The following is a 25,854-nucleotide window of genomic DNA, read 5'->3' as shown; positions in this document are numbered from 1 at the left end:
GGGAAGGATCGGTCTTCGGGGCCGTGGCGGCGTGCGGTGCGGATGGGCGCTTCACGCGGAGGCCCCGGATGTACAGCGAGCCGACGACGACGACGTACACCCCACGCGATGACCTGCAGCCAGGTCATCTTCGGCATGAAGCCGATCGTCGCCTGCAGCACCGTTGCGAGGGTGCCCCCGGCGCGATCACGGACGACGCGTCGAAGGCCCACCCGAACGGGAATGCGCCCCACCCGACGAGCACCCCGCCGGACGCCGCGTCGATCGGCGCCGCCGCGGTGAACGGACCGGGAAGAGCGCCCGCCTCCTGCAGGTCCATGAAGGCGTAGGCGAGGACTCCGGCGGCGACGATCACCAGGAAGCCGCCGGTCCACGCGAAGAAGCGACGCAGGTCGAGCTTGACCGCGCCACGGGAGATCAGCCAGCCGATGAGCACGGCGGTCGCGAGGCCGAGGAGGGCCCCGAGCAGCGCCGCCGGCGCGTCGCCGAACGCCTGCACCATCGACCACAGCAGCAACGTCGTCTCGATGCCCTCTCGAGCGACCGAGACGAAGCCGATCGCGATGAGAGCCCAGAGCCCTCCGACGGTGAGCGCGCGATCGATGCCGCCCTCGAGGGACGCCTTCATCGTGCGTCCGGCGCGCTGCATCCAGAAGATCATCCAGGTCACCATGCCGACGGCGAGGAGCGACAGCGTGCCGCCGATCAGCTCCTGCGCGGTGAAGGTGAGCTCGTACGCGCCGAACGTGAGGACAGCGCCGATGCCGAGAGCGAGGGCGATCGCGAGTCCGACACCCGCCCACATCCGTGGGAGAGCATCCGTGCGCCCGAGGCGGCGGAGGTAGGCGACGAGGATGCCGACGACGAGTGCGGCTTCAAGCCCCTCGCGGAGGCCGATGAGAAAAGTGGCGAGCACGGAGCCTGACTCCCGGATGATTACTGAGGTAAGGCAGCCCTTACTCACGAGACTCTAGCACCCGCGCCGCCCGCGTCGGAACCGGGGGTGCGGTGCTCGATGTGCGCGACGGTAATGCGACGCAACAGTCGAGCTCGCACCGAGAGAGCCGACATACCCTCGGTCCATGGCTGAACTCTCGCTTCCCATCCTCGACCTGTCCCAGCTCGACGAAGGCCCGGAGGCCGCGGCGCGATTCCGCGACGATCTCAGGGCCGCAACGCACGACGTCGGGTTCTTCTACCTCACCGGCACCGGCATCTCCCCCGAGCTCGAAGCCCGCCTGCACCGCGCAGCACTCGACTTCTTCGCCCTTCCCGAAGCGGACAAGCTGGCGATCGAGAACGTGCACAGCCCGCACTTCCGCGGATACACCCGCATCGGCGGAGAGCGGACGCAGGGGCAGGTCGATTGGCGCGAGCAGATCGACATCGGGCCCGAGCGCGAACCCGTCGACGGCGGCCCTGCGTTCAATCGCCTCATCGGCCCCAACCTCTGGCCGTCGGCGCAGCCCGAGCTGCAGGAGGTCGTCGCCGAGTGGCACGAGACGCTGTCGGAGGTCGCGCGCAGGCTCCTGCGTGAGTGGGCGCAGACCCTCGGCGCGGAGGAGACGTACTTCGACGAGCACTTCGGCGAGCCCTCGACGCTGATCAAGATCGTCCGATACCCGGGCACGCACGAGCCGGAGCCCCAGCAGGGCGTGGGAGCGCACAAGGACTCCGGCGTCCTGACCCTGCTCTGGGTCGAGCCGGGCAAGGGCGGCCTCCAGGTCGAGCGCGACGGCACCTGGGTCGACGCTCCCCGGTGCCCGGCGCCTTCGTCGTGAACATCGGCGAGCTGCTGGAGTATGCGACGGGCGGGTACCTCAAGGCCACGAACCATCGCGTCGTGTCGCCCCAGGCCCCCGACGACCGCATCTCGATCCCGTTCTTCTTCAACCCCGCGCTCGACAAGCGGCTCCCGTTGATCGAGCTTCCCGCCGAACTCGCCGCGGAGGCGAAGGGCGTCACGAAGGATCCGAGCAACCCGATCCACGCGCTGTACGGCGAGAACGCACTCAAGTCACGCCTGCGCGCGCACCCCGACGTCGCGGCGATCCACCATGCCGACCTGGTGGCCTCTCCCGCCTGACGCTCCGCGGTACCCCCGCACGAGGCCCAGGCATGACGAAGGCCGCCCCACACCGTGGGGCGGCCTTCTCAAGAATGTTCTGCGCGATTGAACGCAGGGTCGCGGTGCCTCAGCGACGAAGTCCGAGACGCTCGATCAGCGAGCGGTAACGCTCGATGTCGATGTCCTGGAGGTAGCCGAGGAGACGGCGGCGCTGACCGACGAGCAGGAACAGCCCACGACGCGAGTGGTGGTCGTGCTTGTGCTCCTTGAGGTGCTCGGTGAGGTCCTTGATGCGCTGCGTCAGCATCGCGACCTGCACCTCGGGGGATCCGGTGTCACCGGGGTGCGTCGCGTACTCTTCGATGATCGCCTTCTTGACGTCTGCTTCCAGTGCCATAGATTCGATCCCCTCTCTGCTTGTTGCGCGGCGCCCGACGCCTGATGCGTGGGCTCTCTTTATCCGCGGCCGATCGAACGGCAACCTGAAGAGTCTACCAGCCGGCGGCTCCTCCCGCGCACCGCAGCCGGACGCCCCCCGGTTCCGCCTCAACTAGGCTCGAGAGGTGCAGAAGAAGATCGACGAGTGAGCGCCCGACGCGGTCACCTGATCGACCTCACTCCCCTGAAGACCAGCCCTGCGTTCGCGCGGATGTGGATCGGCTCGACCCTCGCGGGCATCGGCGGCCAGCTCACGATCGTCACGGTGATGCTGCACGTGTTCGTGCTCACGCAGAGCACCTTCGCGGTATCGATGATCGCGGTGGCGGGGCTCGTCCCGATGATCCTGGCGGGCTTGTACGGCGGGATGCTCGCGGATGCATTCGACCGTCGCCGGGTGGCGCTGATCGCCGCCACCATCACCTTCGCATCCACCGCACTGCTCGCGGCGCTGACCTGGACGGGTACCGAGACCATCTGGTGGCTGTACGCACTGAGCATGATCAACTCGGCGGCGAACTCCGTCGGGATGGCGACGCGCACCGCGATCGTGCCACGCCTGATCCCGCGCGCGCAGCTGGCCGCCGCGTCCGCCCTCAACGGCGTCGCATTCGGACTCACCGTGATGGCGGGCCCCGCCCTGGCCGGCGTCCTCGTGGCGCTGACCGGCTATGGCTGGACCTACACGATCGACGTCGTGCTGATGCTGTCGATGTTCCTCGGCTTGTGGACGCTTCCGACCCTGCGCCCAGAGGGCGAGACCGTCCGCCCTGGGCTCGAGTCGCTCGTCGACGGATGGCGATTCCTCCGCAGGGCCGGCAACATCCGGATGCAGTACATCATCGACATCATCGCGATGACCTTCGGGCAGCCCCTTGTGCTGTTCCCCGCCCTCGGCACCGTGCTCCTCGGCGGGGGTGCCGTCACCACAGGCATCCTCACGGCCGCCGTGGCCGTCGGCACGTTCGCGTCGAGCCTGTTCTCCGGTCGCGTCGTCCAGTACCGCTGGCACGGTCGGGGCATCGCGCGCGCCGTCGAGGCCTACGGCGCATCGATCCTGCTGTTCGGGGTCGTCCTGCTCGTCGGAGCCTTCTCCGCCCCCGTCGGCGAAGACGCACCGAATGTCGGCCTGATCGTCGCGGCCTGCGTGGCGCTCGCCCTCTCCGGTGCCTCCGACAACGTCAGCTCGATCTATCGCAACACCATGATGCAGGCCGCGGTGCCCGATGCCATGCGCGGGCGCCTGCAGGGCCTGTTCGTGGTCGTCGTCGCCGGCGGGCCCCGCGTGGGGGCTCTGTACGCCGGCACGCTGGCCACGCTCACCACGCTCTGGTTCCCGCCGTTGCTGGGCGGCGTGCTCGTGATCGCCCTCGTCGCGATGCTCTCCCGCCGCAACCGCCGGTTCCACGACTACGACGCAGAGAACCCCGAGCCCTGACGGGCCCGGGGTTCGGGAGACTGCCGGATCGAGATCAGTCCTGCTGCAGCGCGCCCTGCAGGTCGAGGGTGATCGTCACGTCCTTGCCGACGAGCACTCCACCCGTCTCGAGTGCCGCGTTCCAGGTGAGACCGAAGTCCTCGCGGTTGATCACGGTCTTGGCGGAGGCGCCGGCCTTGTAGTTGCCGTACGGGTCGGTGCCGAAGCCGCCGAAGTCGAGCTCGAAGCTGACCGGCTTGGTGATGCCGCGGATCGTGAGGTCGCCGTCGACGAACAGGTCGTCGCCCTTGACGCGGGCGCCCGTGGAGACGAACTCCATGGTCGGGAAGTTCTCGGTGTCGAAGAAGTCGGCCGAGCGGAGGTGCGCATCGCGGCCGTCGTCCTTGGTGTCGACCGAGGTGACGTCGACAGACGCCTCGACCTTGGCCTCGAGCGGGTTCTCGGGTGCGATCAGCGTGGCGTTCTTGACCCCGAACGTGCCGCGCACCTTGGAGATCATCATGTGACGGACGCTGAAGGTGACCTCGCTGTGAGCGGGGTCGAGCACCCAGGTGCCGGGTCGGTAGCCGGGGATGTCGATGCTGGTCATGGTTTCTCCTCTGGAGACATCGGCCGCTGTTGCGGCTTCGGACAAGGGCCGCGTTCACCGCGACTCCTGTGACAACTTACATTCACCCGCATGTATTCCCCTGAATGGAGAAGAGTTTCGCGACACAGAACGGGGCGCTCCTCTTCCATTGAAGAGGAGCGCCCCGCGCGAGCCCGAGTGGTCAGCCCACCGCGACGAGATCGATGATGAAGATCAGCGTCTTCCCGGAGAGGAAGTGACCTCCGCCGACGGGTCCGTATGCGAGGTGCGGGGGGATGATCAGCTCGCGACGACCACCGACCTTCATGCCGGGAATGCCGTCCTGCCACCCCTGGATCAGACCGCGAAGCGGGAACTGGATGGTCTCGCCCCGACCCCAGGACGAGTCGAACTCCTCGCCGGAGTCGAACTCGACGCCGGCATAGTGGACGGTCACGGTGTCGCCGGGCTTCGCCTCGGCGCCGTCTCCCTCGATGATGTCGCGGATGACGAGCTCCGCGGGCGCGGGGGTGCTGGGGGCATCGAACTCAGGCTTTGTGCGATCAGTCATGCCTCCATCAAACCCGAGCGCGACTGACCCGGTCAACGCGATCGCACCTGCTCACAGCGAACACCCCGAGAAGCAGCGAGGACAAGAACCTCTTGACACCCGCGAGGGCCGGGTGCACCCTGTTTACAGATCAACTCAGCGCCCGGGAGACTCGCAGGCATCGCCGCAGCACCGGGCGCTGAGTCTTGTCCGCGAGGCGCGCCCGGACTCAATCGAGGTAGCCGACCAGCAGTTCCGCGATCTCCCTCGGCCTGCTCAGCATGGCGCAATGACCCCCGGGGACCTCGTCGGCGATGACTCCGAGACGCTCCAGCGCGAGTCGCCGGAGAAAGCTCGGAGGGAAGAACCGATCGTCCGCGAACACGACGAATCTCGTGGGCATGTCGGGCCATCTCTCGAGAGGCCACGGCGTCTGCATCGCCGCCCGCGAAGGGTGTGCGCGCTCTCGTCGAAGCGCCTCGTCGACCAGCCAGCGCGGAACATCCTGATAGAAGCTCACGTAGGGGTCGTCGTTGCCGGTCAGCCCGCCGTCACGGGCGGCCTGCTCCTCCGCCGCAGCGAGGTAGCCGGAGTCCGCCCACCATCGCTCGGGCGGCTCGCCGGGCAGCGGGATCATGCCTGCGGCCAGCACCAGGAGTCGGGATGACAGCCGCTCGGCGACGAGAGGAGCGGTGAACGCCCCGAACGAATGCCCGACCACGACCGTGTCCTGTCGGGCACCGACGGCCGCGACGACGGCATCCGTATAGTCCTCGAGAGTCAGCGAGTCGTCATCGGCGAGAAGGTCCGGAGCGAACACCTCGTGCCCGCGCGCTTCGAGTTCCGCGGCCACGAGATGCCAGGACCAGCCGACATCTCCCCCGCCGTGGATCAAGACGAAAGTGCTCATGCCTCCCTCTCTCCCCCGCGCATCCCGTGGGCGCACCTAGTAGGCCAGCAATGCCGCCCGTGCCGCGCGCGTGCGGATCAGGAGGGGCGCGCTCGTCCTCGACGGCGAGCGGGTCTCGTCCGGTGATCGCTCGTTGGCGGACCGCGGCCAGGGCGGTCGCGTCCTTGATGAACTCCCGCATGAGGGGACGCCGGTCGCCGCGGAGGCCACGCGCCCAGGTGAGGCCTGCTTTGCGCCCACTCGGCGTCGCCAGCATCGTGACCTCCTCGGGCGTGAACCACCCCGCGCTCGCATACTCGGCGAGGCGGGCGCGGGTCAGACGGGCTTCTTCCCGGCGAAGAGCCACGATGCCCAGGATGAACCCGATGAACAGCGGCACCTGAAGGGTGAAGTACAGGCCGAAGAAGTCGGCGAAGGTGGCTGACCCGTTCCACAGCGCGTGGAGCAGGACAGCACCGATCATGCCGACGAGTCCCGCCCCGAACGCGGAACCCGCTGACCCGTGCCTGCGCGCGACGAGACCGATCGCGAAACCGGTGACGGCGGTGAACATGGCGTGCGCGAAGGGCGAGAGGATGGCGCGTACGGCGAACGTCACGGTGAGCTGCTCTCCCCCGCCCTCGATGAGGCTGAGCGCGAAGTACTGGATGTTCTCGGTGAACGCGAACCCTGCGCCCACGAGCGCGCCGTACACGACACCGTCGACCGGGCCGTCGAATGCCCGACGGGCGAGCAGGAAGATCAGGAAGATGCCGAGGCCCTTCCAGAACTCCTCGACGATGGGCGCCTGCACCACGGCGGAGAAGGCATCAGGAGTGGGTCCGATCAGGATCTTCAGACCGATGTCGACGAGGAGTGTGAGCCCCACGGCCGCGACCGCGCCCCAGGCGACCGCGAAGAGCACGAGCCGTTTCGGCTCCGGCTCCCAGCGATCGATCATCCGCACGCCGAGGAACACCACCGTCAACGGGATGAGGGCCAGGATCAGCCCGACCACCGATGCCGTGACGCCGAGAGCCCAGCCGAAGTACCCGATCAGCGCGAGAAGCAGGAAGCCGAGGAAGCTGAACAGCCACAGCGAGATCGTCCGCCCCTTGCGCGTCGGCATGGGCAACGCGGGCAGCGACTCGGCCGGTGCGGGCGCGACCGGGGCAGGCGGCGTGTACGGTGTCGGCTGAGCCAGCGGGGAGGCATAGCCCGGCTGCACTCCCTGGCGCGGAGGCGGCGTGAACGGGGATGGCTGCTGCGGCGGGGGCGGTCCTCCGAAACTCATAGGCAAAGCCTAGGGGCACAAGAGAGCACGCGCCGGTATGGCTGAGTCCTCCACGCGCCCGCAGCCCGCCACCGGGTACCGTAGAACCATGCGGTTCGCTCATCTGCGCCGTCCTGACTCCCCTCGCGCGATGCTCGCCGTGGTGCAGGACTCGGACGCCATCTTCGTCTCTGACCTCCTGACCGACGCCCCTGCCACCCTGCAACGGCTGATCGAGGGAGGGGACGCCCTGCTCGAGCAGTTGCGTGCCGCTCTCGCGCAGAGCACCGCACCGCGCCACCCGCTGGGCGACTGGGAGTTCTCATCCGCAGTGCTCGCACCACCGGCGGTCCTCGCCGTCGGCCTGAACTACGCCGCGCACTCGAGCGAGCTCGGCCTGAAGACCGATGCCGCCCCGACCGTGTTCACGCTGTGGCCGAACTCCCTCACCGGTCACGAGCAGACCACGTCCTGGCCACGGTCTCTGAGCGAAGCGGTCGACTACGAGGCGGAGCTCGGCGTGCTCATCGGCACCCCCGCGAAGGACGTCGGCGAGGCCGATGCGCTCTCGCACGTCTGGGGCTACACCGTGGTGAACGACATCACCGCCAGGAACATCCAGTTCTCGGAGGCGCAGTGGTCGCGGTGCAAGTCCTTCGACGGATTCACCCCCACGGGCCCCTTCGCGGTGACGGCGGACGAAGTCGCCGACCCGCAGGATCTGCACATCTGGGCCGTCGTCGACGGCCACACCGTCCAGGACGCGAGCACCGACCAGATGGTGCGTTCGGTCGCGAAGCTGATCGCCCACCTCTCTCAGTCGCTCACCCTGCTGCCGGGCACCCTGATCTCGACCGGGAGCCCTGGTGGCGCTGGGTACTCCCGCGATCCGCAGATCTTCTTGCGCGACCACTCGACCGTCACCGTCGGAATCGACGGCATCGGCGAGCTCACCACGCACTGTCGGATCACCGACTGAGGTCGTCCGGCATGCAGTGAGGGGACGGACGCCGTGGCGTCCGTCCCTTCACTGCATGAGGTGGCTCAGATCTCGATCAGGTCTTCCGGCGCGATCACCGGGATCGCCGCCGTGATGGTCTCGAGTCCGGACAGGCGAGCGGGCGACAACTGCTTGACGACCTCGTCGCGGGACATGAGCCCGGCCTCGACGACCAGGTCGGCCACGCTCCGGTTGGTCAGCAGTGCGGTCTTCGCCAGTGCGGCGGCGGCGGCGTAGCCGATGAACGGGGTGAGAGCGGTGATGACACCGACCGAAGCGCCCACCATCGCACCGAGGCGGTCGCGGTTCGCGGTGATGCCGTCGACGCAGTTGACGCGCAGCGTCCACATGGCCTGACGCATCCAGGTGATCGACTGGAAGATCGAGTGCGCGATGACCGGCTCGAAGGCGTTCAGCTGCAGCTGGCCTGCCTCGGCCGCCATCGTCACGGTCATGTCCGCTCCGGCGACGGCGAACGCGACCTGGTTCACGACCTCGGGGATGACCGGGTTGACCTTGCCCGGCATGATGCTCGATCCCGCCTGCATCGCGGGGAGGTTGATCTCGCCGAGCCCGGCCTGCGGTCCCGACGAGAGCAGTCGGAGGTCGTTGCAGATCTTGGACAGCTTCATCGCGTTGCGCTTGAGCGTCGACGAGAAAGACATGAAGGAACCGGTGTCGCTCGTGGCCTCGACGAGGTCGCCCGCCGTGCGCAGATCGAGCGCGGTGATCTCCCGCAGGTGCTTGAGCACGGCGGGGGCGTAACCGGGGTGGGTCGTGATGCCGGTGCCGATGGCGGTGGCGCCCATGTTGATCTCGAACATCAGCGAGGCGTTCTCGGTGAGGCGCGTGTGGTCGTAGCCGAGGGTCGTGGCGAAGCCGTTGAACTCCTGACCGAGCGTCATCGGCACGGCGTCCTGCAGCTGGGTGCGACCGACCTTGAGCACGTCGTGGAACTCGCGCGACTTGCCGAGGAAGGACAGACGCAGCAGGTCGAGCTCCTCGAGCAGGGAGCGCAGGGTCAGTGAGAGGCCGATCTTGACGGCCGTCGGGTACACGTCGTTCGTGGACTGGCTGCGATTGGTGTGGTCGATCGGCGACAGGAACGCGTAGTCGCCCTTCTCACGGCCGGCCAGCTCGAGCGCGATGTTGGTGATGACCTCGTTCGCGTTCATGTTGGTCGAGGTGCCGGCACCGCCCTGGATGACGCCGACGGCGAACTGCTCGTGGAACTCGCCGTCGATCACGCGCTGTGCCGCACGGTCGATGAGGTCGGCTCGTTCGGGATCGAGCACGCCGATCTCGCGGTTCGCCCGCGCGCTCGCCTGCTTCACCATCGCGAGCCCGACCACCAGGTCCGGATAGACCGAGATGGGCCGCTTCGTGATCGGGAAGTTCGCGTCGGCACGGGCGGTGTGGATCCCCCAGTACGCGTCGACGGGAATCTCCATGCTCCCGAGCGAATCGGTCTCGGTGCGGGTCAGGGTAGGCGCGGCAGAAGCCATGTCACATCCTCGTGGGTCGTGGCGGGTGAGAAGGGTGGGGGATGCCTTCAGTCTACGCCGGTCATCGACCGGGTTTGCGGGAGAACGCCTCGAGTCGCCCCTCCGGTGTGAGGCTCGCCATGTGCTCCAGCCACTCCTCGGAGAAGTAGTCGCCCGTCGCCGCCTCTGTCACGGGGACGACGGTGTGCGTGATCGTATCGGGGTACACGTGGACGAGGTGGAACGCCTGCGCCGCGTCCATGCCGTTCACCTCGGCGGGAGGGCGGGCCACGTTCATCGTGTAACAGGTCGCGGACGCCACGCTCACCGGCACCCCGGCGAAGGTCCCCTGCGAGGAGTAGTGCAGGTGCCCCGCGAGGATGCCCCTGACATCCGTGCCGCGGATCACGTCAGCGAGCTCCTCCTGGTGACGCAGTTCCAGGATGTCGAACAGCGGGAGGTGGCTCGGGATCGGCGGGTGGTGCAGAGCGAGCACCGTGCCGTGCGGGGCGGGTTCGGTGAGCTGCTCCGCGAGCCAGGACAGCTGGTCGCGGTCGATATCGCCGTGATGCCAGCCGGGAACGCTGCTGTCGAGGGCGATGAGTCGCAACCCGTCGAGATCCCAGACCCCCGTCACCGGGTCCTCCGTCGGCTCGAGATCGAGCAGGCCCGCGCGCAGGGCAGGACGCTCGTCGTGGTTCCCTGCGACCCAGGCCACCGGCGCGCCGAGTTCGCGAGCGACGGGCTCGACGGCGGCGCGCAGACGTCGATACGCGTCGGGCTCGCCCAGATCGGCGAGGTCTCCGGTGATCACGATCGCCGAGGGATGCGGATGCACGGCACGGATCGCGTGCAGCGTGCGGGCGAAGTTCTCCTCCACGTCGTACCGGCCGCCCAGATGAGCCCCTCCGGCGAGGAAGTGGGGATCGCTGACATGGATCAGGACATGCGATGCGGGTTCGTGACGGCCGAAGACGTGTGCACTGGCGGTTCCTGCGGACATGGGATCACCCTATTGCCCGGCGACCACAGCGGGTGTAGTGCTCGGGCTAGGATCGCCTCATGGCGAAGAACGAGGGCAGGCGCCAGGCGATCGCCGATGCCGGACTCGCGGTGCTGGCACGGGAGGGCTCCCGCGGATTGACGCATCGCGCGGTCGATGTGGCAGCCGGCATCCCGACGGGAACCACGTCGAACTACTTCCGCAGTCGGGACGCGCTCGTCGCCGGACTCGTCGAGCGCATCGGAGAACGACTCGCCCCGACGCCGGATGACCTCCGACGGAGATCGAGCGGGGTGCCGGACGCCGCACTGTTCGCCGACTACGTCCGCGACATCGTCCGCCGCCTGACCGAGGATCGCGAGGTCACTCTGGCGCTGTTCGAGCTGCGCCTCGAGAGCAGCCGCAGACCGGAGGTCGCCGCCGTCCTCGGAGCCTGGCAACGCGCTGGGTTCGACGGCGACGTCGCCTTCAACGCCACAGCCGGTCTGCCGGGCGGACGCCGCGAGATCGCACTCTTCCACTATGCGATCGACGGGCTCCTCCTCGATCGCCTCACGACGCCGATCGACCCCGACACGGAGACAGACGACATCATCGACGACCTCGTCGCCGGTCTGCTGGGCTGAGGAAGACCGCCGCTGTGCGATCAGTGGCCGATGACGAGGAGCAGGATCCCCGCGACGACGGCCGCAGCGCAGAGGGCGAAGCACGCGTAGGCGCCGAAGAGGGCGACGAGCTTCTGCCCTTCGGTGAGCGGACTCTTCCGCGCCGCCTTCGCCGCCTGCTTCTCCGCGCGCCGGAGCTCCTTCTCGGTGATCACGGTGATCGCATCCGTGAACTCCGCAGGGCTCACCACGGGTGCACGGCCGCTGCGCACGAGCAGTCGGAGACCGAGCGCGTAGAAGGTCACGATCGCGGCCGCTCCGATGAGAGCCGCGAGGAACACCTGGAGGAAGGCGACCCAGTCGATGACGACGTTCATTCCGACTCCCCGCTCCGAGGCGCATCAGGATTCTTCGATGACACCCCGGTCGTCGAGGACGCCCCCGACTTGGATGCCTTCGCGCTCGCCTTGTCCTGAGCCTTCTTCTTCGCCTTGGCGGCCGCCTCACGCTTCGTCTGGGCCTTCGCCTCTTCCCGAGCCGCCGCTCGCGCCTTCGCCTCGGCCTTGGCCTGCTCGATGCGCTGCTGGCGGCGTGTCGGAGGAGGGGGTGTCGGGAAGGTCGATCGCCATTCCCGATTCGGCGACATCGCTCATCGCGTTCGCCGGGGTGACCGCGTTCCGCCGAGAGCGCATGAACAGGCCGAGGATGATCACGAGTGCCAGAACCGCGTCGATCGCCACACCCCAGTTGCCGAGCCACACGACCAGAAGCGCGGCCAGCGCCCCGACCCCGCCTGCAGCCGGGAGTGTCAGCAACCAGCCGATGCCGATCCGGCCGGCGGTCCGCCAGCGGACGGTCGATCCTCGGCGTCCGAGACCCGAGCCGATCACCGATCCGGATGCCACCTGGGTGGTCGACAGCGCGAAGCCCAGGGCACTCGAGGCGAGGATGGTCGCCGCAGTCGAGCTCTCAGCCGCGAACCCCTGGGCGGGCTTGACGTCGGTCAGCCCCTTTCCGAGGGTGCGGATGATGCGCCAGCCGCCGAGGTACGTGCCGAGTGCGATCGTGAAGGCACACGCGATGATGACCCACAGCTCGGGCTCATGATGCGCACCCGACTGCCAGCCGATCGTGATCATCGCCAGGGTGATCACGCCCATGGTCTTCTGCGCGTCGTTCGTACCGTGCGCGAGGGCGACGAGGGACGAGGTGAAGATCTGCCCCCAGCGGAAGCCGTCGCGTCCGTCCGGCTTGCCGTCGTAACGGCGGGTGACGGAGTAGGCGATCTTCGTCGCCGCGAAGGCGATGAGACCCGCGGTCACGGGCGCGATGAGGGCAGGGAGCACGATCTTCGAGAGCACCATGCCGAAGTCGATGCCGCCGAGGCCTGCGCCGACCAGCGTCGCCCCAATCAGACCGCCGAAGAGCGCGTGCGAGGAGCTCGAGGGAAGCCCCAGGAGCCAGGTGAGCATGTTCCAGGTGATGGCGCCGATCAGGCCTGCGAAGATCAGGGAGAGGAAGAGATCCGCCCCCGCGGAGATGATCGCGTCCTCGCGGATGATGCCGCCGGAGATGGTCTTCGAGACCTCCGTCGACAGGAACGCGCCGACGAGGTTGAGGACGGCGGCGAGGAGGACGGCGGTCTTGGGCTTCAGCGCACCCGTGGCGATCGGCGTCGCCATGGCATTCGCGGTGTCGTGGAAGCCGTTGGTGAAGTCGAAGAAGAGTGCCAGCGCGATGACGAGCACGACGATGAGGGCTGCGGTTTCCACCGTTCGCTTTCGGTCGTTGAGGAAGAAGGAGTTGTCGACGGGATCGACGTGACGAACGAAGAGTTCACCGTGGGTTTGACTTCCGTTAACCGGCCCCGGTAAATCCTCCCACCCTCCCCCGTGCCGGTCAACTCGACCTGGGATAGCGTGGGACGGTGACTGACGCTCCCCTGGCCGCACGCCGCTCCACCCTCCGCACGCACCACGGCGACACGTTCGACGACCCGTACGAATGGATGAGGGCCAAGGACTCCGAAGAGGTCATCGCGCACCTCGAAGCCGAGAACGCGCATACGGATGCCGCGACCGCGCATCTGGCCGATCTCCGCAGTCGGCTGTTCGAGGAGATCAAGGCACGGGTCCAGGAGACCGACCTCTCGGTGCCCACCCGCCGCGGCGGCTGGTGGTACTACAGCCGCACGGAGGAGGGCGCCCAGTACGGCATCCATTGCCGGGCGGCCGCCGCCGAAGACGACTGGACTCCCCCGTCGCTCGTGCCCGGGGTCCCGGTACCCGGCGAAGTCGTCCTGCTCGACGGGAACGTCGAGTCCGATGGCCACGAGTTCTTCTCTCTCGGCGCCTTCGACACCTCGGACGATGCGACGAAGCTGCTGTGGTCGACCGACTTCGAGGGCGACGAGCTCTATACCGTGCACGTGCGCGACCTCACCACGGGCGAGACGCTCGAGGACGAGATCCCGAACACCGGCGGCGCGTTCTTCACACCGGACGGCACGGGCGTGCTGTACACGACACGCGACGAGGCGTGGCGCCCCGACACGCTGTGGCTGCATCGTCTCGGAACACCGGTCGCCGACGACGTCCGCCTCTTCCACGAACCCGACGAGAAGTTCTGGCTGGGCGCCGGGATCACCCGCAGCCGCCGGTACCTCGTGATCGGCGTCGGGTCCAGCATCACGAGCGAGGAGTACCTCGTCGATCTGACCGGCGAACTCACCGCCGAGCCGCGACTGGTCTGGCCCCGCCGCGAGGGCGTCGAGTATTCGATCGACCACGCCGTGGTGGACGGGGAGGACCGCCTCTTCATCCTCCACAACGATGACGCTCTCGACTTCGAACTCGTCTCCGTGGCGGCGTCCGACCCTCGGGGCGAGAAGCACGTGGTCATCGCGCACGAACCGGGACGGCGTCTGCTCGGCATGGATGCGTTCCGCGACTTCGCGACCGTGGAGTACCGCAGCGAAGGCCTCGAGCGCGTCGGACTCCTCGACTACGCGACGGACGCCGTCGACGAGATCCCGTTCGACGAGCCTCTCTATTCCGCCGGCGTGAGCGGGAACCCGGAGTGGCACTCGCCGTTCCTCCGCCTCGGGTACACGTCGTTCGTGACCCCGGGCACGGTGTACGACCTCGATCTGGCAGACCGGACACTCATCCTTCGGAAGCAGGTCACCGTGCTGGGCGGCTACGATCCCGCCGAGTACGGTCAGCGACGCGACTGGGCGACGGCGTCCGACGGGGTGCGCGTGCCGATCTCCCTCGTGTGGAAGCGCGCATTCGGGGAGCCGGGGGCCGGGACCCGACCTGTGCACCTGTACGGTTACGGCTCCTACGAGCACTCCATCGACCCGGGATTCTCCGTCGCTCGTCTCTCCGAGCTCGACCGCGGGGTCGTCTTCGCGGTCGCGCACGTCCGCGGCGGCGGAGAGATGGGTCGCCAGTGGTATGAAGACGGGAAGCTGCTGAACAAGCGCAACACCTTCACGGACTTCGTCGCCTGCGCCGAGCACCTCGTCACCACCGGTGTCACCGCGCCGAGTCAGCTTGTGGCGGAGGGAGGCAGCGCGGGAGGTCTGCTGATGGGCGCGATCGCCAATCTCGCGCCCGAGCTCTTCGCCGGCATCCTCGCCGGAGTCCCGTTCGTGGATGCCCTCACCACGATCCTCGACCCGTCGCTTCCGCTCACGGTGATCGAGTGGGACGAGTGGGGCGATCCTCTTCACGACCCGGACGTGTACGAGTACATGAAGTCCTACACCCCGTACGAGAACGTCCGCGAAGGCGTGAAGTATCCGCGCATACTCGCGGTGACCTCGCTCAACGACACCCGGGTGCTGTACGTCGAGCCTGCGAAATGGGTGGCACGACTGCGCGAGGCCGGGGCCTCCGATGTGCTGCTCAAGTGCGAGATGGTCGCGGGGCACGGCGGGGTCAGCGGGCGCTACAACTCCTGGAAGGAGCGGGCGTTCGAACTCGCGTGGCTGCTCGACACGCTCGGCCTGGCCGAGGACTGAGCGCAGCGGCCGCGCTCGACCCTGCAGCGGCCTCAGACATCACGCGAGTTCAGGCGATCACGCCGAATCAGGCTAATTCCTTCACTTCCTGCCTGATGCGGCGCTATCGCCTGTTCCGATTGCAGCAGAGCGGATGCGTCGACTCCTCCACAACTGCCGAGCCGTCGCACTTGTCCCCTTACCGCGGCTCGACCGCCCCGCGGCATGCCGAGCGTCGGCCAGGGTGGGGCCGTGACGATCTCTGCAGATGAATGGGTGCGTCAGCACGACGGTGCCGCACACTCGTCCGCTCTGCGGACGGCCGGTTTCTCGGACCACGCGGTGCGGCGAACAGTTCAAGATCAGGCAGAAGCTCAGAATCAGGCCGATGCAGTCAGCTGTCGCCTGATTCGGCGCGATTGCCTGATCTCAGGATGCTGGGACGACCCTGATCCGCCCAAGCGCAGCGCTGTCGAGCGAGTTCAGGCGATCAGCCGAAGAGTGCCGCCGCCTCGTCGTAGCGGTAGCGGGGCACCGTGTTGAGTTCGCCCAGCGCATCGGCGAAGGGCACACGGACGATGTCCGTACCCTGCATCGCCACCATCTGTCCCCATGCCTCGTCGACGATCGCGTCGGCGGCGTGGAGGCCGAGCCGCGTCGCCAGCACCCGATCGAATGCCGACGGGGATCCACCGCGCTGGATGTGTCCGAGGATCGTGGCGCGGGTCTCTATGCCCGTGATGCGCTCGATCTCGGGCGCGAGCTGGTCTCCGATGCCGCCGAGGCGAGGACGGTTGAAGGCGTCGAGCCCCTTGTCGCTGTATGCCTCGTCCATGCCGAGGAGCTTGAACCCCTCGGAGACGACGACGAGCGGTGCCCTGCCACGGTCGTGGGCGCTGGTCACGAGCTCGGTGATGTCGTCGATCGACATCGGAACCTCGGGGATGCAGATGACGTGCGCGCCTGCGGCCATGCCCGCGTGCAGGGCGATCCATCCGACGTGGCGCCCCATGACCTCCGCGACCATGCAGCGCTGGTGCGAGTCGCCCGTGGTCCGCAGACGGTCCATGGCATCCGTCGCGATGTTCACCGCGGTGTCGAAGCCGAAGGAGTAGTCGGTGGCCTGGAGATCGTTGTCGATCGTCTTCGGCACGCCGATGACCTTGATGCCGTCCTTCGCGAGCCGGTCGGCGGCGGCAAGGGTGCCCTCCCCGCCGATCGCGATGATGCCGTCGATCTTGTGTCCGTAGAGGGTCTTGGCGATGTTCTCGGCTCCCCCGCGCTCGCCCTCGTAGGGGTTCGTGCGGCTGGTGCCGAGGATCGTGCCTCCGACCTTGGAGAGCCCCTTCACCTCGTGCCGCGTGAGCGGCATGAAGTCGCCGTCGACGAGGCCACGCCATCCGTCGCGGATGCCGACGAACTCCAGGTCGTACGTGGTGGTGCCCTTGAGCACGATGCCGCGGATGACCGCGTTGAGGCCGGGGCAGTCGCCGCCGCTCGTCAGGATGCCGATCTTCATGCTGGTGCCTTCAGACGTTCGGGAGATGGGGGAAAGAGGCCGCGCTGCCTTCGATCGACACTAGCGCCCCGGTGTGCTCGGGCGCTATTCGGGGTCGACGAAAAACGCCGATCTTGACACGCGGTTCCGCCGATATCGACGAACTTCCCGATGCGGCGTGCGAGACGCGTGAATCGTGCGTTAAGAACCGCAGTTCTTGACGATCACGCTCCGCCGAGCGCCTGGCGCAGCAGGTGCATGAGTGCCGCGAGCTGCACGGGCTCGCCGGCCGACTCCTCGACGGCCTCACCGTCGAGTGCCCGCGCCGCAAGGCCCTGCTTCTGGTCGATGAGCTCCGCGATCTTCGTGTCGATCGTGTGGGCGGCGATGATCCGCCACGCGGTGACGGGCTCATCCTGACCGATGCGGTGCACGCGGTCGATCGCCTGCGTCTGCTCGGCGGCCGTCCACGACAGCTCGGCGAGCACGACGTTCGACGCCGCCTGCAGATTGAGTCCCACGCCGGCCGCGGTGAGCGAACAGACCGCGATCCCGACCGAGGGGTCTCCGTTGAAGTCGTCGATCGCCTGCTGACGCGCGGTGGACGTCTGGTCTCCGCGGATCGACACCGCACGGATCCCCGCGGCGGCGAAGTGCGCCTCGGCCTGATCCATGACGTCGATGTGCTTCGCGAAGAAGACCACCTTGCCGACCGAGCGCTGCAGCTGAGCGGCGTAGTCCGCAGCGAGCTGCGCCTTGGCCTGACCGATCCGGCGGACCATGGTGAAGACGTTGTCTCCGCCTGTGCCTGCCGCCTTCGACTCCTCGAGCTCGTTCTGCGCGACGAGACGCACGATGTCGTCGTCGATCTCGCCCGGCGCCAGCCCTCGGTCGCCTCGCGCCTCGATGATGCGGCGGTAGCGGGCGGCGAGCCGCTCACCCAGCTCGCGTTCGGCCTGACGGATGCTGCGCCCGAACTCGTCGTCGAGCTGCACCGGCAGGTCGGCGATCAGCTTGTCGGGCAGGTCGGCCGCGACGTCCTTCTTCTTGCGTCGCACGATGCCCATCGAGATGACGGCATCTCGCGCCTCGGGGTAGAACGCCTTGTCGGCCGGGGTGAAGCCGGTGGCGTCGAGCTTCTCCATGAGCTCGGGACCCGGCTTCTCGCCCGTCGTCCAGCCGAGGAAGCGCCAGATCGCGTCGAAGTCCTCGACGTCGTTGATCAGCGGCGTACCGGTGAGGGCGAGCATGAGCGGATCGTGACCGGGCGTGCGTTCACGAACCTGAGTGGCCAGCGACAGCACGTTCTGCGACCGCTGCGACGACAGGTTCTTGATGAAATGCGCCTCGTCGACGACCATGCCGCGCAGACCGATCGAGGCCAGCCACGACATGTGTCGGTCGAGGATCTCGTAGTTCACGATGAACACGTCGGCGAACGCGTCGATGTCGGTGCCGTCGCCCTGGATCACCGTGGCGCGACGCTGCGGTGTCCACCGCTCGACCTCGCGCGCCCAGTTCATCTTCACGACGTTGGGCACGACGACGAGCAGCGGGTAGGCGCCGGCGACGGATGCGGCGAGGACCGACTGCGCGGTCTTGCCGAGCCCTGGCTCATCCGCCAGCAGGAAACTGCGGTGCCCGGCCTTCACGGCCTCGAGGAACCGGGACTGGTGCACCATGATCTCGAGCCCCTTGGGCGAGAGGTGATCGAACTCTGGCGCCGGAGGGAGCTCCATCGACGCGGCGGAGCCACCGGCCCCGGTCTCGAAAGCCTTGTACAGGGGGCCCATGAGCTCCCAGCCGTCGAGACGCCGACGGGGAGTCGCGGTCGAGCGGGGGTGTCAGATCCGGTGCGAGGAACGGGTTCGCCAGCTGACGAGCCTCGACGGACGGCGGCGTGACCTGGCGTTCGGCGATCGCCGCCGGCACGACCGAGATCTGCACGGGTGCGGCGTCGGCGATGATCAGCTCCTCCGGGGCCAGCTCCGCGCCGGACTCGAGCAGCCAGTCACGGCGCATACGCTTGGCGACCGGCGACGTCGCCTGGTCGGCTTCCAGCAACTGGATGAGCGAGGTGTCGCGTGCGGCCGTCTTGGCGAGGATCGTCGCCACGCCGTCGAGCCGCTTCAGCAGCTCGGCGCGCGCGGGGTCGCCGATCTCGGCGTCCGCCTTCACCCTGGCGCGCTCCTCTCGCACCAGGAAGGCGATCACCTGGAACTTCACCCGATTCGTCGGGCCCAGCTTCCCCCGCTGCGACTTCGCCTCGATCTCGCGCACCTTGCGCGCGAGGATCGGGATGAGGGGTGCCTCGTCGTCGCGACGGGACGTCTTCTTTCGCCGCGTGGCGGCGGTTGCCGTGGTCGGCATGCTCCTCCTGAGCGTGAAGGCTCCGACTTCCCCAGGAAGTCGCGGGCCGTTCTCGTTGTCCGCGTGTGGCGTGAGCCAGGACCGTACGAACAGTGGATCTTCTTCCCGACGAGGCACGCGAGAAGCGCGAGGATCGGCGGGAGCCGAGACCTATTCTATGCCATCACAGCCGAGCCACGGGGATCACCCACGCCGACACGTCGAACCGGAGCGACGATCAGGTGTGCAGTCCGAGAGCCCGAGCGGCATCCGTCACGTCGGTTGCCATCTGGTCCATCAGCTTCTCGATGCCTTCGAAGGCCACCATGCCGCGAAGGCGCTCGACGAACTCGACCGTGACGTCATGACCGTAGAGATCGAGGCCGGTCTCCCCCAGCACATGCGCCTCGACCTGGCGGACCAGGACATCGTCGAACGTGGGATTCGTGCCGACGGAGATCGCGGACGGATGCCGGATCCCGGTGTCGTGATCCACCAGCCACCCCGCATACACGCCGTCTGCCGGAACGAACGCATCGACGATCGTCGAGAGGTTGGCGGTCGGGAAACCGAGTTCGCGGCCACGTTTGAGACCGTGGACGACCTCGCCCCGGACGTCGGGGTAGCGGCCGAGCACCTTCGCGGCGGCGGCGACATCGCCCTCCATCAGGAGTTCACGGATCCAGCTCGACGACACACGACGCTCGGATCCGGGCAGATACACGTCGTCGACGACCTCGACCGCGAAGCCGTAGCGCGGCCCGAGTTCGCGGAGGAGTTCCGGGGTGCCCGCCCCCTTGTTCCCGAAGCGGAAGTCCTCGCCGACCAGCACCGTCGAGACTTCGAGTGCGCCCACCAGGATGTCGACGACGAAATCATGGGCACTGCGCGCCGCGAGCTGTTCGTCGAAGGTCAGCAGGAGCGTCGCGTCGATGCCCAGCTCGCCGAGCAGCTCGAGCTTGCGGTCGACGGTGACCACGTTCTCTGGGCACCGGTCCGGGCGCAGGATCGCGAGGGGGTTGCGGTCGAAAGTGACGGCGACCGACCGGCTGCCGGTGGCTGCGGCCGCCTCGTTCAGCCGTGCGATGACCGCCCGATGCCCCGCGTGGACGCCGTCGAACTTGCCGATCGCGACCGCGCTCGGTCCGAAGCCGGCAGGAACCTCCTCGGGACTCCGGAAGACGATCATGCGCCGACCTCGAGCGGTCGCGCGGCGTCGACCGGGCGGTGCGTGCGCAACCACCAGATCCCGAATACCGGGAGCACCAACGGGATGAACAGATACCCGCGCCCGAACAGCGACCACACGGTCTCGTGCTGGAACAGCGCCGGCATCAGGATGCTCAGAAGCCCGACCACGAGGACGCCCGTGAGTTCGAAGACGATGGCGACCCAGGCGACCGTGTACCAGCCGCGACGACGGGCGAGCACGAGTGCGAGAGTGGCGAGGATGTAGACGACGGCGGCGAGTGCGGACAGCGAATACGCGAGGGGCGCCTCGTCGAACCGGCGGACGATCTGCACGAAGCTGCGCCCCGTGGCGGCCAGCGCCATGACGGCGTAGACGATCACGAGGACGCGACCGATTCCGGTCATCCGAGTGGTGGGGGCGGTGGTGCTCATAGCGCATTCCATCCTAGAGCCGCGCGGGACACCGGGACTCCGCCCCGACGCCGCACGTCACGCCACCTGGATCGCCCAGATGACCTGCATGCGCCACAGCATGATGGCGATGGCCAGGGCAGCGACACCGAGGATGACGGTGCTCCATCTGCTGCGCTCCATCAGGGCCCACAGCACCGCGCCCGCAGGAAGCAGCGCGGCCGAGACGAGGTAGACCCAGTACTCGAGCAGGTCACCCGTCGGCGGGTTGCCCGCGAGGGGCGCGACGATCGCCACGACCACCTGGACGATCAGCAGCACCTCGACGAGCGCGAGGGCTCCGACGGTGAAGTCGCTCGGTCGACGACCCATGAGTCCCGCCACGAGGCAGAAGACCCCGGCAGCCACGGCCACCACGATCTGCACGACAGTGAACCACAGGATCATCGCTCGCCCTCCGGCATGTTCATGGCGCTCTTCAGGTCTGCGCCGCGCTTCTCGACGATACCGATGAGCACCCCGTCTTCATCGACGGCCGCAGCGAGCGCAGCTGTCAGTCGTCCCGCCTGCCCGGCGAGGCGCTTCCCCTGACGCAGGTCGCGCGCGTCATCGCTCGACATGTCCAGCACCGGCAGCAGGCGACCTGCGGCCTCCGCCGGAGTCAGCGTGTCGGCGTCGTCGAGGCCTTCGAGGGCGACGGCGTCGGTCACGTCGAAAGGACCGACCCTGGTGCGCCGCAGCGCGGTCAGGTGCCCGCCGACGCCCAGAGCAGCTCCCAGATCACGGGCGAGTGAGCGGATGTAGGTTCCGGAAGAGCAGTCGACCACCACATCGAGGTCGAGGGAGCCGTCACCTCGCCTCGCCTCGATCAGCTCGAACCGGGAGACGACGACGTCGCGTGCGGCGAGGACGACCTCTTCGCCCGCGCGCACACGGTCGTACGCACGACGTCCGTCGACCTTGATGGCGGAGACGGCACTGGGAACCTGTGAGATCGCCCCGGTGAGCGCAGCGATGCCTGCCCGCACAGCCGGATCCGTGACGGCATCCCAGGCCTCCGGCGCCGCGGTCGCGATCGTCTCCCCTTCGGCGTCATCCGTCGCGGTGGTCTCGCCGAGGCGGATCGTCGCCAGGTAGGTCTTGTCCGCGCCGACGACATAGGTCAGCAGACGGGTCGCGCCCTCGATCCCGATCACCAGCAGACCGGTCGCCATCGGGTCGAGGGTGCCAGCGTGACCGACTTTGCGCGTACCGAAAGCACGGCGCGTGCGGGCGACGACGTCGTGGCTGGTGAGCCCGGAGGGCTTGTCGACGAGGAGGATGCCGGGCGAGACCATCCTCCCAGCCTACCGACGGCACCCGCGCACTCCCGGCGCACCGACGCCTCCGACCAGGGATCCCGCCCGCGCTCGCATAGGCTGAAGGGATGCCCGTACCGCAGGCCCCTGCCGACATCGCGTCGCGCCTGTCGACGTGGTACCGGGCGACCGCTCGTGATCTGCCGTGGCGCCGGCCACAGTTCCACGAGGAGTTCGGGGCCTGGGGTGTGCTGGTCAGCGAGTTCATGCTGCAGCAGACGCCGGTGACGAGGGTCATCCCGCACCTGGAGGCATGGCTCGAGCGCTGGCCTACGCCGACCACCATGGCCGCGGCGTCGACGGCGGATGTCGTGCAGCAGTGGGCGAACCTGGGCTATCCCCGACGAGCGCTGTGGCTGCATCGAGCGGCCGTCGAGATCACCGCCCGACACAGCGGTGCGGTCCCCCGTGACATCGAGTCGCTGCTCGCGCTGTCGGGTATCGGCGACTACACGGCCAGGGCCGTCGCCGTGTTCGCGTACGGTGATCGCCACCCCGTCGTCGACACCAACACGCGTCGCGTGCTCGCCAGGGCGATCGAGGGTCGAGCCCAGCCCGCACCTCCTTCCCGCAGAGACCTCGAGCTGATGGCGTCGCTGCTGCCCGACACGGTCGAGGAGGCCGCAGAGTTCAACGCAGCGGCCATGGAGCTGGGCGCCACGGTGTGCACCTCCCGAGCGCCACGGTGCGACGTGTGCCCGCTCGCGCACGAGTGCGCCTGGCTGGGGGCCGGGCGTCCCGACACCGGAGACGGACGCCGGCGCCAGGCCACCTACGAAGGGTCGGACCGCCAGGCCCGCGGCGCCGTCCTCCGACTGCTCAGAGACGTCGCGCCGGAAGGGGCTCCGTTGCCGTCCGTCCTGCCCGATTGGCCCGACCAGCGGCAGCGTGATCGCGCGATCGACTCGCTGATCGCCGACGGGCTCGCGGAGGCCGACGGGGCCACGCTCTTCCTCCCCGCTGACGACGCGTCAGAGGTGCTGCTCTGCTCGGTGAGCCAACACGGTGAGTTCGACCCGGCTGCGCACCTCCAGCTTGGTGAACACGCGGCCGAGGTGCACCTCGACGGTACGGACCGACACCCTCAAAGCCTCCGCGATGTCACGGTTCGCCGCCCCGCGGATCGCGTGCATCGCGACCTCGAGCTCACGCGCCGTGAGCTGTGACGACCACGCGGCACGGCAGGCCGAGAGCGCATCGATCGCCGGAGCCGTGCTGCCCTCTCGCCGGTCCAGTCTGTCGAGGCGTCGACGGATCGCCCGCGCCCATGCCGTCGCTCCCGAGAGCTCGAACAGCCGCTCCGCGTGAAGAAGATGGATCCGCGCCGACACGTGATCGTCCCGGATAGCGAACTGGGTCCCGAGCATGCCCTCCACCCGCGCACGCGCGAACGGCGAGCTGAGCGTCCGTGCGGCCTCACGGACCTCGTCGCACTCCGACCGCCACCGCCCTTCTCCTGCGCGAGCCAGCCGAGCGCGCAGGCTCTGGGCGCGGACGATGTCGGGCGGCGCCATCGTGACGACCGTGTCCTCACGGATCCCCGCACCCACCGCGAGTTCTTCGAGACCCGGGACCGTCATCGCGGGCCTCACTCCTCCGAGATCGGCCCAGAGGCGGACGCTCGCCACCGCGTCATCGAACGAGCCGGCGAGGTACTCCCGGAGCCCTCGATCGATGAGAAGGTCGATCCGCACGCCCGGTGGCAGCGCGTCGGTGAGCGCGCGGGGTAGGGGGCCGAGTTCGCCGAGGACGATGAGATCGAGGCGGCGGGCGAGCACCACCCCCAACCCTGCGAAGGGCATCGCGACGGGAAGGACGAGCGCGGCCTCGAACAGCCTGTCCCGCGCCGCACCGATATCACCGCGCCACGCGAGCAGAAGCACCTCGACCACGACACGGTACGCCTGCACCAGCGGGGTGCGCTCGTGCTCGGGGACGAGCGGATCGTCGACCGAGAGAATCGCGGGATCATCTCGCGCCAGCAGGCGCAGCCCCGGTCGAGGTCACCGCCCATCGCGGCGCGCAACGCATCGAGTATCGCGCCGCTCACCGAGCGCGAACCCCTCGGCCCGTCGACGTCGCGCTCCCCGGCGATCAGCCAGCTCAGCGCCACGACCTGGTCTCCGAGGTCGCGTTCGACGCCGATGCGGGCGGCGCCCTGCCTGACCTCGTCGAGCCAGACGCGCATTCCGCGGCGATCCTGCCTCTCCGCGCACATCAGCGCCGCGAGGGCCGCGGCTCTCGTCCACTGCCCCCAGTCGTCGACATCCCCGAGCGGACGAAGAGCGCGAGGGTCGACGTCGGGCACCGTTCCCGTCATGAGCGCGTGCGCCACGAACAGGCCGCCGAGCCCTCTCCGCCGACAGCTCGCCGTACCTCCGGGGAAGAGGCGCGCCAGCCATGCGGCGCCTTCTGCCGCGTACCCGGCCGCCACCGCCGAGGAACCCGCGACGAGAACGGCCTCATCGCGGTGGCCTTCGACCGCGTGCGCCGCGGCCTCTCGAGCGAGCAGGAACGCACGCTCCGGGAGCCCCGCTCCGATGAGACGGCGGGCGATCCTGATGAGCTGAGGCGCCGTCGCGGGGTCGCGTTCGAGAGATCCACGCGCGTGATGCCAATCCGCACCGACGTGGTCGCCCCGCCGGCGGAGGATCGCGCTGAGCCGCTCATGCACCCGGGTCGCGGTCGCGGCGGACGACGTCGCCCTGATCCAGACCGACAGCCGCGGATCGACGAATCTGACATGCCCGGCGTGCACGAGGAGATGCTCGCCGATCGGGCCGGAGGTGATCTCGAGGGGCGAACGTCCGTCGAGATCCAGCAACGGAGCGAGGCTGTCGTCGAGTGCGACGGCGACGCCGAGCAGCAGCTCACGATCCCGGCTGTCGAGTTCCAGTCCCTCGAACGCGCTCGCGATGGCGGGCACGGACGGGAGCGGACCCGGCAGCGGACGCAGCCCGTGGCGCTGATCCGCCGACAGTCGTTCGACGACCTGTCTGATCGTCTCGACATCCGAGCCGAGATCGACGGTCAGACGCCCGAGCACGTGCGGTGCGCATCCGAGGCCCCGGTCGTGCAGATCGTCGAGCAGCAGTCCGACGACGGCGGGCGCGACGAAAGAGGTCCCCGTCGTGCTGGTTCCCTCTATACCGATCCCCTTGAGCCTCGCGGGTACCTGACCCGCGAGGCCGAGCGTATCAAACCGCGCCTACTCCGCGTCGTCGTCGGTGCGGTACGGATCGGCGTCCCCCGCATGGGAGGCCGACGATGCGAGCTTCGCGACATCGGCATCGCGTTGCTGAGCCTCACGGAGCAGCGCACCGATGTGGTCCGCATTCTCCGGAAGCGCGTCCGGGATGAACTCGAGTGTCGGCACGAGCCTCGTGCTCAGCTGCCGTCCGACCTCGCTGCGCAGCATTCCGGTCGCCGATGTGAGAGCGGCGCCGCTGGAGATCCGCTCCTCCTCCGTGCCCAGCACGGTGTAGAACACGGATGCGTGCTGGAGGTCACCGCTCACGCGGACGTCGGTGATCGTGACGAAGCCGAGGCGCGGGTCACGCAGCCCCTTCTCCAGCCGTTCGGCGAGGATCACGCGGATCCGATCCGCGAGACGCGCCTGTCGTTCGCCTGCCATTGTTCTCTCCCTGTCCAGGAACCCTCAGGGCGTCCTTCGTCCCGCGCTCCGAGGAGCGGGACCGAAGGACGCCCGAAGGTGTTTCGAATTG

General features: G+C 68.5%; 19 protein-coding genes and 5 pseudogenes. 6 read left to right on the top strand and 18 right to left on the bottom strand.

The window, feature by feature from the left end:
* Positions 1-34: 34 nt before the first annotated feature.
* Positions 35-916 (bottom strand): annotated as a pseudogene (efeU, locus tag G4G29_RS08735) (iron uptake transporter permease EfeU); the annotation flags it as partial.
* A 166-nt stretch (positions 917-1,082) separates the two neighbouring features.
* On the opposite strand from efeU, the pseudogene G4G29_RS08730 reads away from it, so the two are divergent.
* Positions 1,083-2,086, top strand: a pseudogene (locus G4G29_RS08730) (2-oxoglutarate and iron-dependent oxygenase domain-containing protein).
* A gap of 109 nt (positions 2,087-2,195) precedes the next feature.
* Here G4G29_RS08730 and rpsO read toward each other — a convergent pair.
* The gene (gene rpsO, locus G4G29_RS08725; RefSeq protein ID WP_055993247.1) at positions 2,196-2,465 is read right to left on the bottom strand and encodes a 30S ribosomal protein S15; all 270 of its coding nucleotides are present in this window, start codon (positions 2,463-2,465) and stop codon (positions 2,196-2,198) included.
* Between the two features lie 186 nt (positions 2,466-2,651).
* On the opposite strand from rpsO, the gene G4G29_RS08720 reads away from it, so the two are divergent.
* Positions 2,652-3,944: an MFS transporter gene (locus tag G4G29_RS08720; protein ID WP_183152513.1), complete on the top strand. Its 1,293-nt coding sequence runs from the start codon at positions 2,652-2,654 to the stop codon at positions 3,942-3,944.
* Positions 3,945-3,978: 34 nt separating this feature from the next.
* Here the strand turns inward: G4G29_RS08720 and G4G29_RS08715 are convergent, their stop codons facing one another.
* From G4G29_RS08715 to G4G29_RS08700, 4 genes are all read right to left on the bottom strand, one after another.
* Positions 3,979-4,533 (bottom strand): YceI family protein, encoded by a 555-nt coding sequence (locus tag G4G29_RS08715; protein ID WP_183152512.1) that lies wholly within the window; start codon positions 4,531-4,533, stop codon positions 3,979-3,981.
* A gap of 181 nt (positions 4,534-4,714) precedes the next feature.
* Positions 4,715-5,083: an FKBP-type peptidyl-prolyl cis-trans isomerase gene (locus G4G29_RS08710; RefSeq protein WP_183152511.1), complete on the bottom strand. Its 369-nt coding sequence runs from the start codon at positions 5,081-5,083 to the stop codon at positions 4,715-4,717.
* A 208-nt stretch (positions 5,084-5,291) separates the two neighbouring features.
* On the bottom strand, positions 5,292-5,972 hold the full coding sequence (locus G4G29_RS08705; RefSeq protein WP_183152510.1) for an alpha/beta hydrolase: 681 nt from the start codon (positions 5,970-5,972) through the stop codon (positions 5,292-5,294).
* On the bottom strand, positions 5,854-7,245 hold the full coding sequence (locus G4G29_RS08700) for a PrsW family intramembrane metalloprotease (RefSeq protein ID WP_244632544.1): 1,392 nt from the start codon (positions 7,243-7,245) through the stop codon (positions 5,854-5,856). The genes G4G29_RS08705 and G4G29_RS08700 overlap by 119 nt, the downstream gene beginning before the upstream one ends.
* Positions 7,246-7,333: 88 nt before the next feature.
* Between G4G29_RS08700 and G4G29_RS08695 the strand changes: the two genes are divergently transcribed.
* The gene (locus G4G29_RS08695) at positions 7,334-8,203 is read left to right on the top strand and encodes a fumarylacetoacetate hydrolase family protein (RefSeq protein ID WP_183152509.1); all 870 of its coding nucleotides are present in this window, start codon (positions 7,334-7,336) and stop codon (positions 8,201-8,203) included.
* 65 nt (positions 8,204-8,268) lie between these two features.
* Here G4G29_RS08695 and G4G29_RS08690 read toward each other — a convergent pair whose 3' ends face one another.
* Positions 8,269-9,729, bottom strand: a complete 1,461-nt coding sequence (locus G4G29_RS08690; RefSeq protein ID WP_183152508.1) for an aspartate ammonia-lyase — start codon at positions 9,727-9,729, stop codon at positions 8,269-8,271.
* Between the two features lie 61 nt (positions 9,730-9,790).
* The gene (locus G4G29_RS08685; protein WP_183152507.1) at positions 9,791-10,711 is read right to left on the bottom strand and encodes a metallophosphoesterase; all 921 of its coding nucleotides are present in this window, start codon (positions 10,709-10,711) and stop codon (positions 9,791-9,793) included.
* A gap of 59 nt (positions 10,712-10,770) precedes the next feature.
* Here G4G29_RS08685 and G4G29_RS08680 point away from each other — a divergent pair, with 59 nt between their 5' ends.
* Complete coding sequence (locus tag G4G29_RS08680) at positions 10,771-11,337, top strand: TetR/AcrR family transcriptional regulator (protein WP_183152506.1); 567 nt, start codon at positions 10,771-10,773, stop codon at positions 11,335-11,337.
* A gap of 20 nt (positions 11,338-11,357) precedes the next feature.
* Here G4G29_RS08680 and G4G29_RS08675 read toward each other — a convergent pair whose 3' ends face one another.
* Positions 11,358-11,693: a peptidase gene (locus G4G29_RS08675; protein ID WP_183152505.1), complete on the bottom strand. Its 336-nt coding sequence runs from the start codon at positions 11,691-11,693 to the stop codon at positions 11,358-11,360.
* Positions 11,690-13,088 (bottom strand): annotated as a pseudogene (locus tag G4G29_RS08670) (inorganic phosphate transporter). The gene G4G29_RS08675 and the pseudogene G4G29_RS08670 overlap by 4 nt, the downstream one beginning before the upstream one ends.
* 155 nt (positions 13,089-13,243) lie before the next feature.
* On the opposite strand from G4G29_RS08670, the gene G4G29_RS08665 reads away from it, so the two are divergent.
* Entirely contained in the window at positions 13,244-15,343 is a 2,100-nt protein-coding gene (locus tag G4G29_RS08665) for a S9 family peptidase (protein WP_183152504.1), read from the top strand.
* Positions 15,344-15,812: 469 nt separating this feature from the next.
* Here G4G29_RS08665 and G4G29_RS08660 read toward each other — a convergent pair whose 3' ends face one another.
* The 6 genes and pseudogenes from G4G29_RS08660 to truB all read right to left on the bottom strand — a co-directional run bounded on the left by G4G29_RS08660 (position 15,813) and on the right by truB (position 22,108).
* Positions 15,813-16,841 (bottom strand): 6-phosphofructokinase, encoded by a 1,029-nt coding sequence (locus G4G29_RS08660; protein WP_183152503.1) that lies wholly within the window; start codon positions 16,839-16,841, stop codon positions 15,813-15,815.
* A 203-nt stretch (positions 16,842-17,044) separates the two neighbouring features.
* Positions 17,045-19,190 (bottom strand): annotated as a pseudogene (locus G4G29_RS08655) (DEAD/DEAH box helicase).
* A 217-nt stretch (positions 19,191-19,407) separates the two neighbouring features.
* Entirely contained in the window at positions 19,408-20,358 is a 951-nt protein-coding gene (locus G4G29_RS08650) for a bifunctional riboflavin kinase/FAD synthetase (RefSeq protein ID WP_183152502.1), read from the bottom strand.
* Positions 20,355-20,792, bottom strand: coding sequence for a hypothetical protein (locus G4G29_RS08645; RefSeq protein ID WP_244632542.1), 438 nt, complete (start codon positions 20,790-20,792; stop codon positions 20,355-20,357). Before G4G29_RS08645 ends, G4G29_RS08650 begins: the two co-directional genes overlap by 4 nt.
* Before the next feature lie 57 nt (positions 20,793-20,849).
* Entirely contained in the window at positions 20,850-21,218 is a 369-nt protein-coding gene (locus G4G29_RS08640) for a hypothetical protein (RefSeq protein WP_183152501.1), read from the bottom strand.
* A complete protein-coding gene (gene truB, locus G4G29_RS08635; protein WP_183152500.1) occupies positions 21,215-22,108 on the bottom strand; it encodes a tRNA pseudouridine(55) synthase TruB in 894 nt (297 codons plus the stop codon). Before truB ends, G4G29_RS08640 begins: the two co-directional genes overlap by 4 nt.
* Positions 22,109-22,197: 89 nt before the next feature.
* Between truB and G4G29_RS08630 the strand changes: the two are divergent.
* Positions 22,198-23,067 (top strand): annotated as a pseudogene (locus G4G29_RS08630) (A/G-specific adenine glycosylase); the annotation flags it as partial.
* 650 nt (positions 23,068-23,717) lie between these two features.
* Here the strand turns inward: G4G29_RS08630 and G4G29_RS08620 are convergent.
* Positions 23,718-25,175 (bottom strand): hypothetical protein, encoded by a 1,458-nt coding sequence (locus tag G4G29_RS08620; protein WP_183152498.1) that lies wholly within the window; start codon positions 25,173-25,175, stop codon positions 23,718-23,720.
* Between the two features lie 162 nt (positions 25,176-25,337).
* The gene (gene rbfA / locus G4G29_RS08615; protein ID WP_021199404.1) at positions 25,338-25,763 is read right to left on the bottom strand and encodes a 30S ribosome-binding factor RbfA; all 426 of its coding nucleotides are present in this window, start codon (positions 25,761-25,763) and stop codon (positions 25,338-25,340) included.
* Between the last annotated feature and the right edge of the window lie 91 nt (positions 25,764-25,854).

The sequence above is a fragment of the Microbacterium sp. Se63.02b genome (assembly GCF_014171575.1).
Taxonomy (GTDB): Bacteria; Actinomycetota; Actinomycetes; order Actinomycetales; family Microbacteriaceae; genus Microbacterium.
This window is presented reverse-complemented; position numbering and strand designations above follow the sequence as displayed.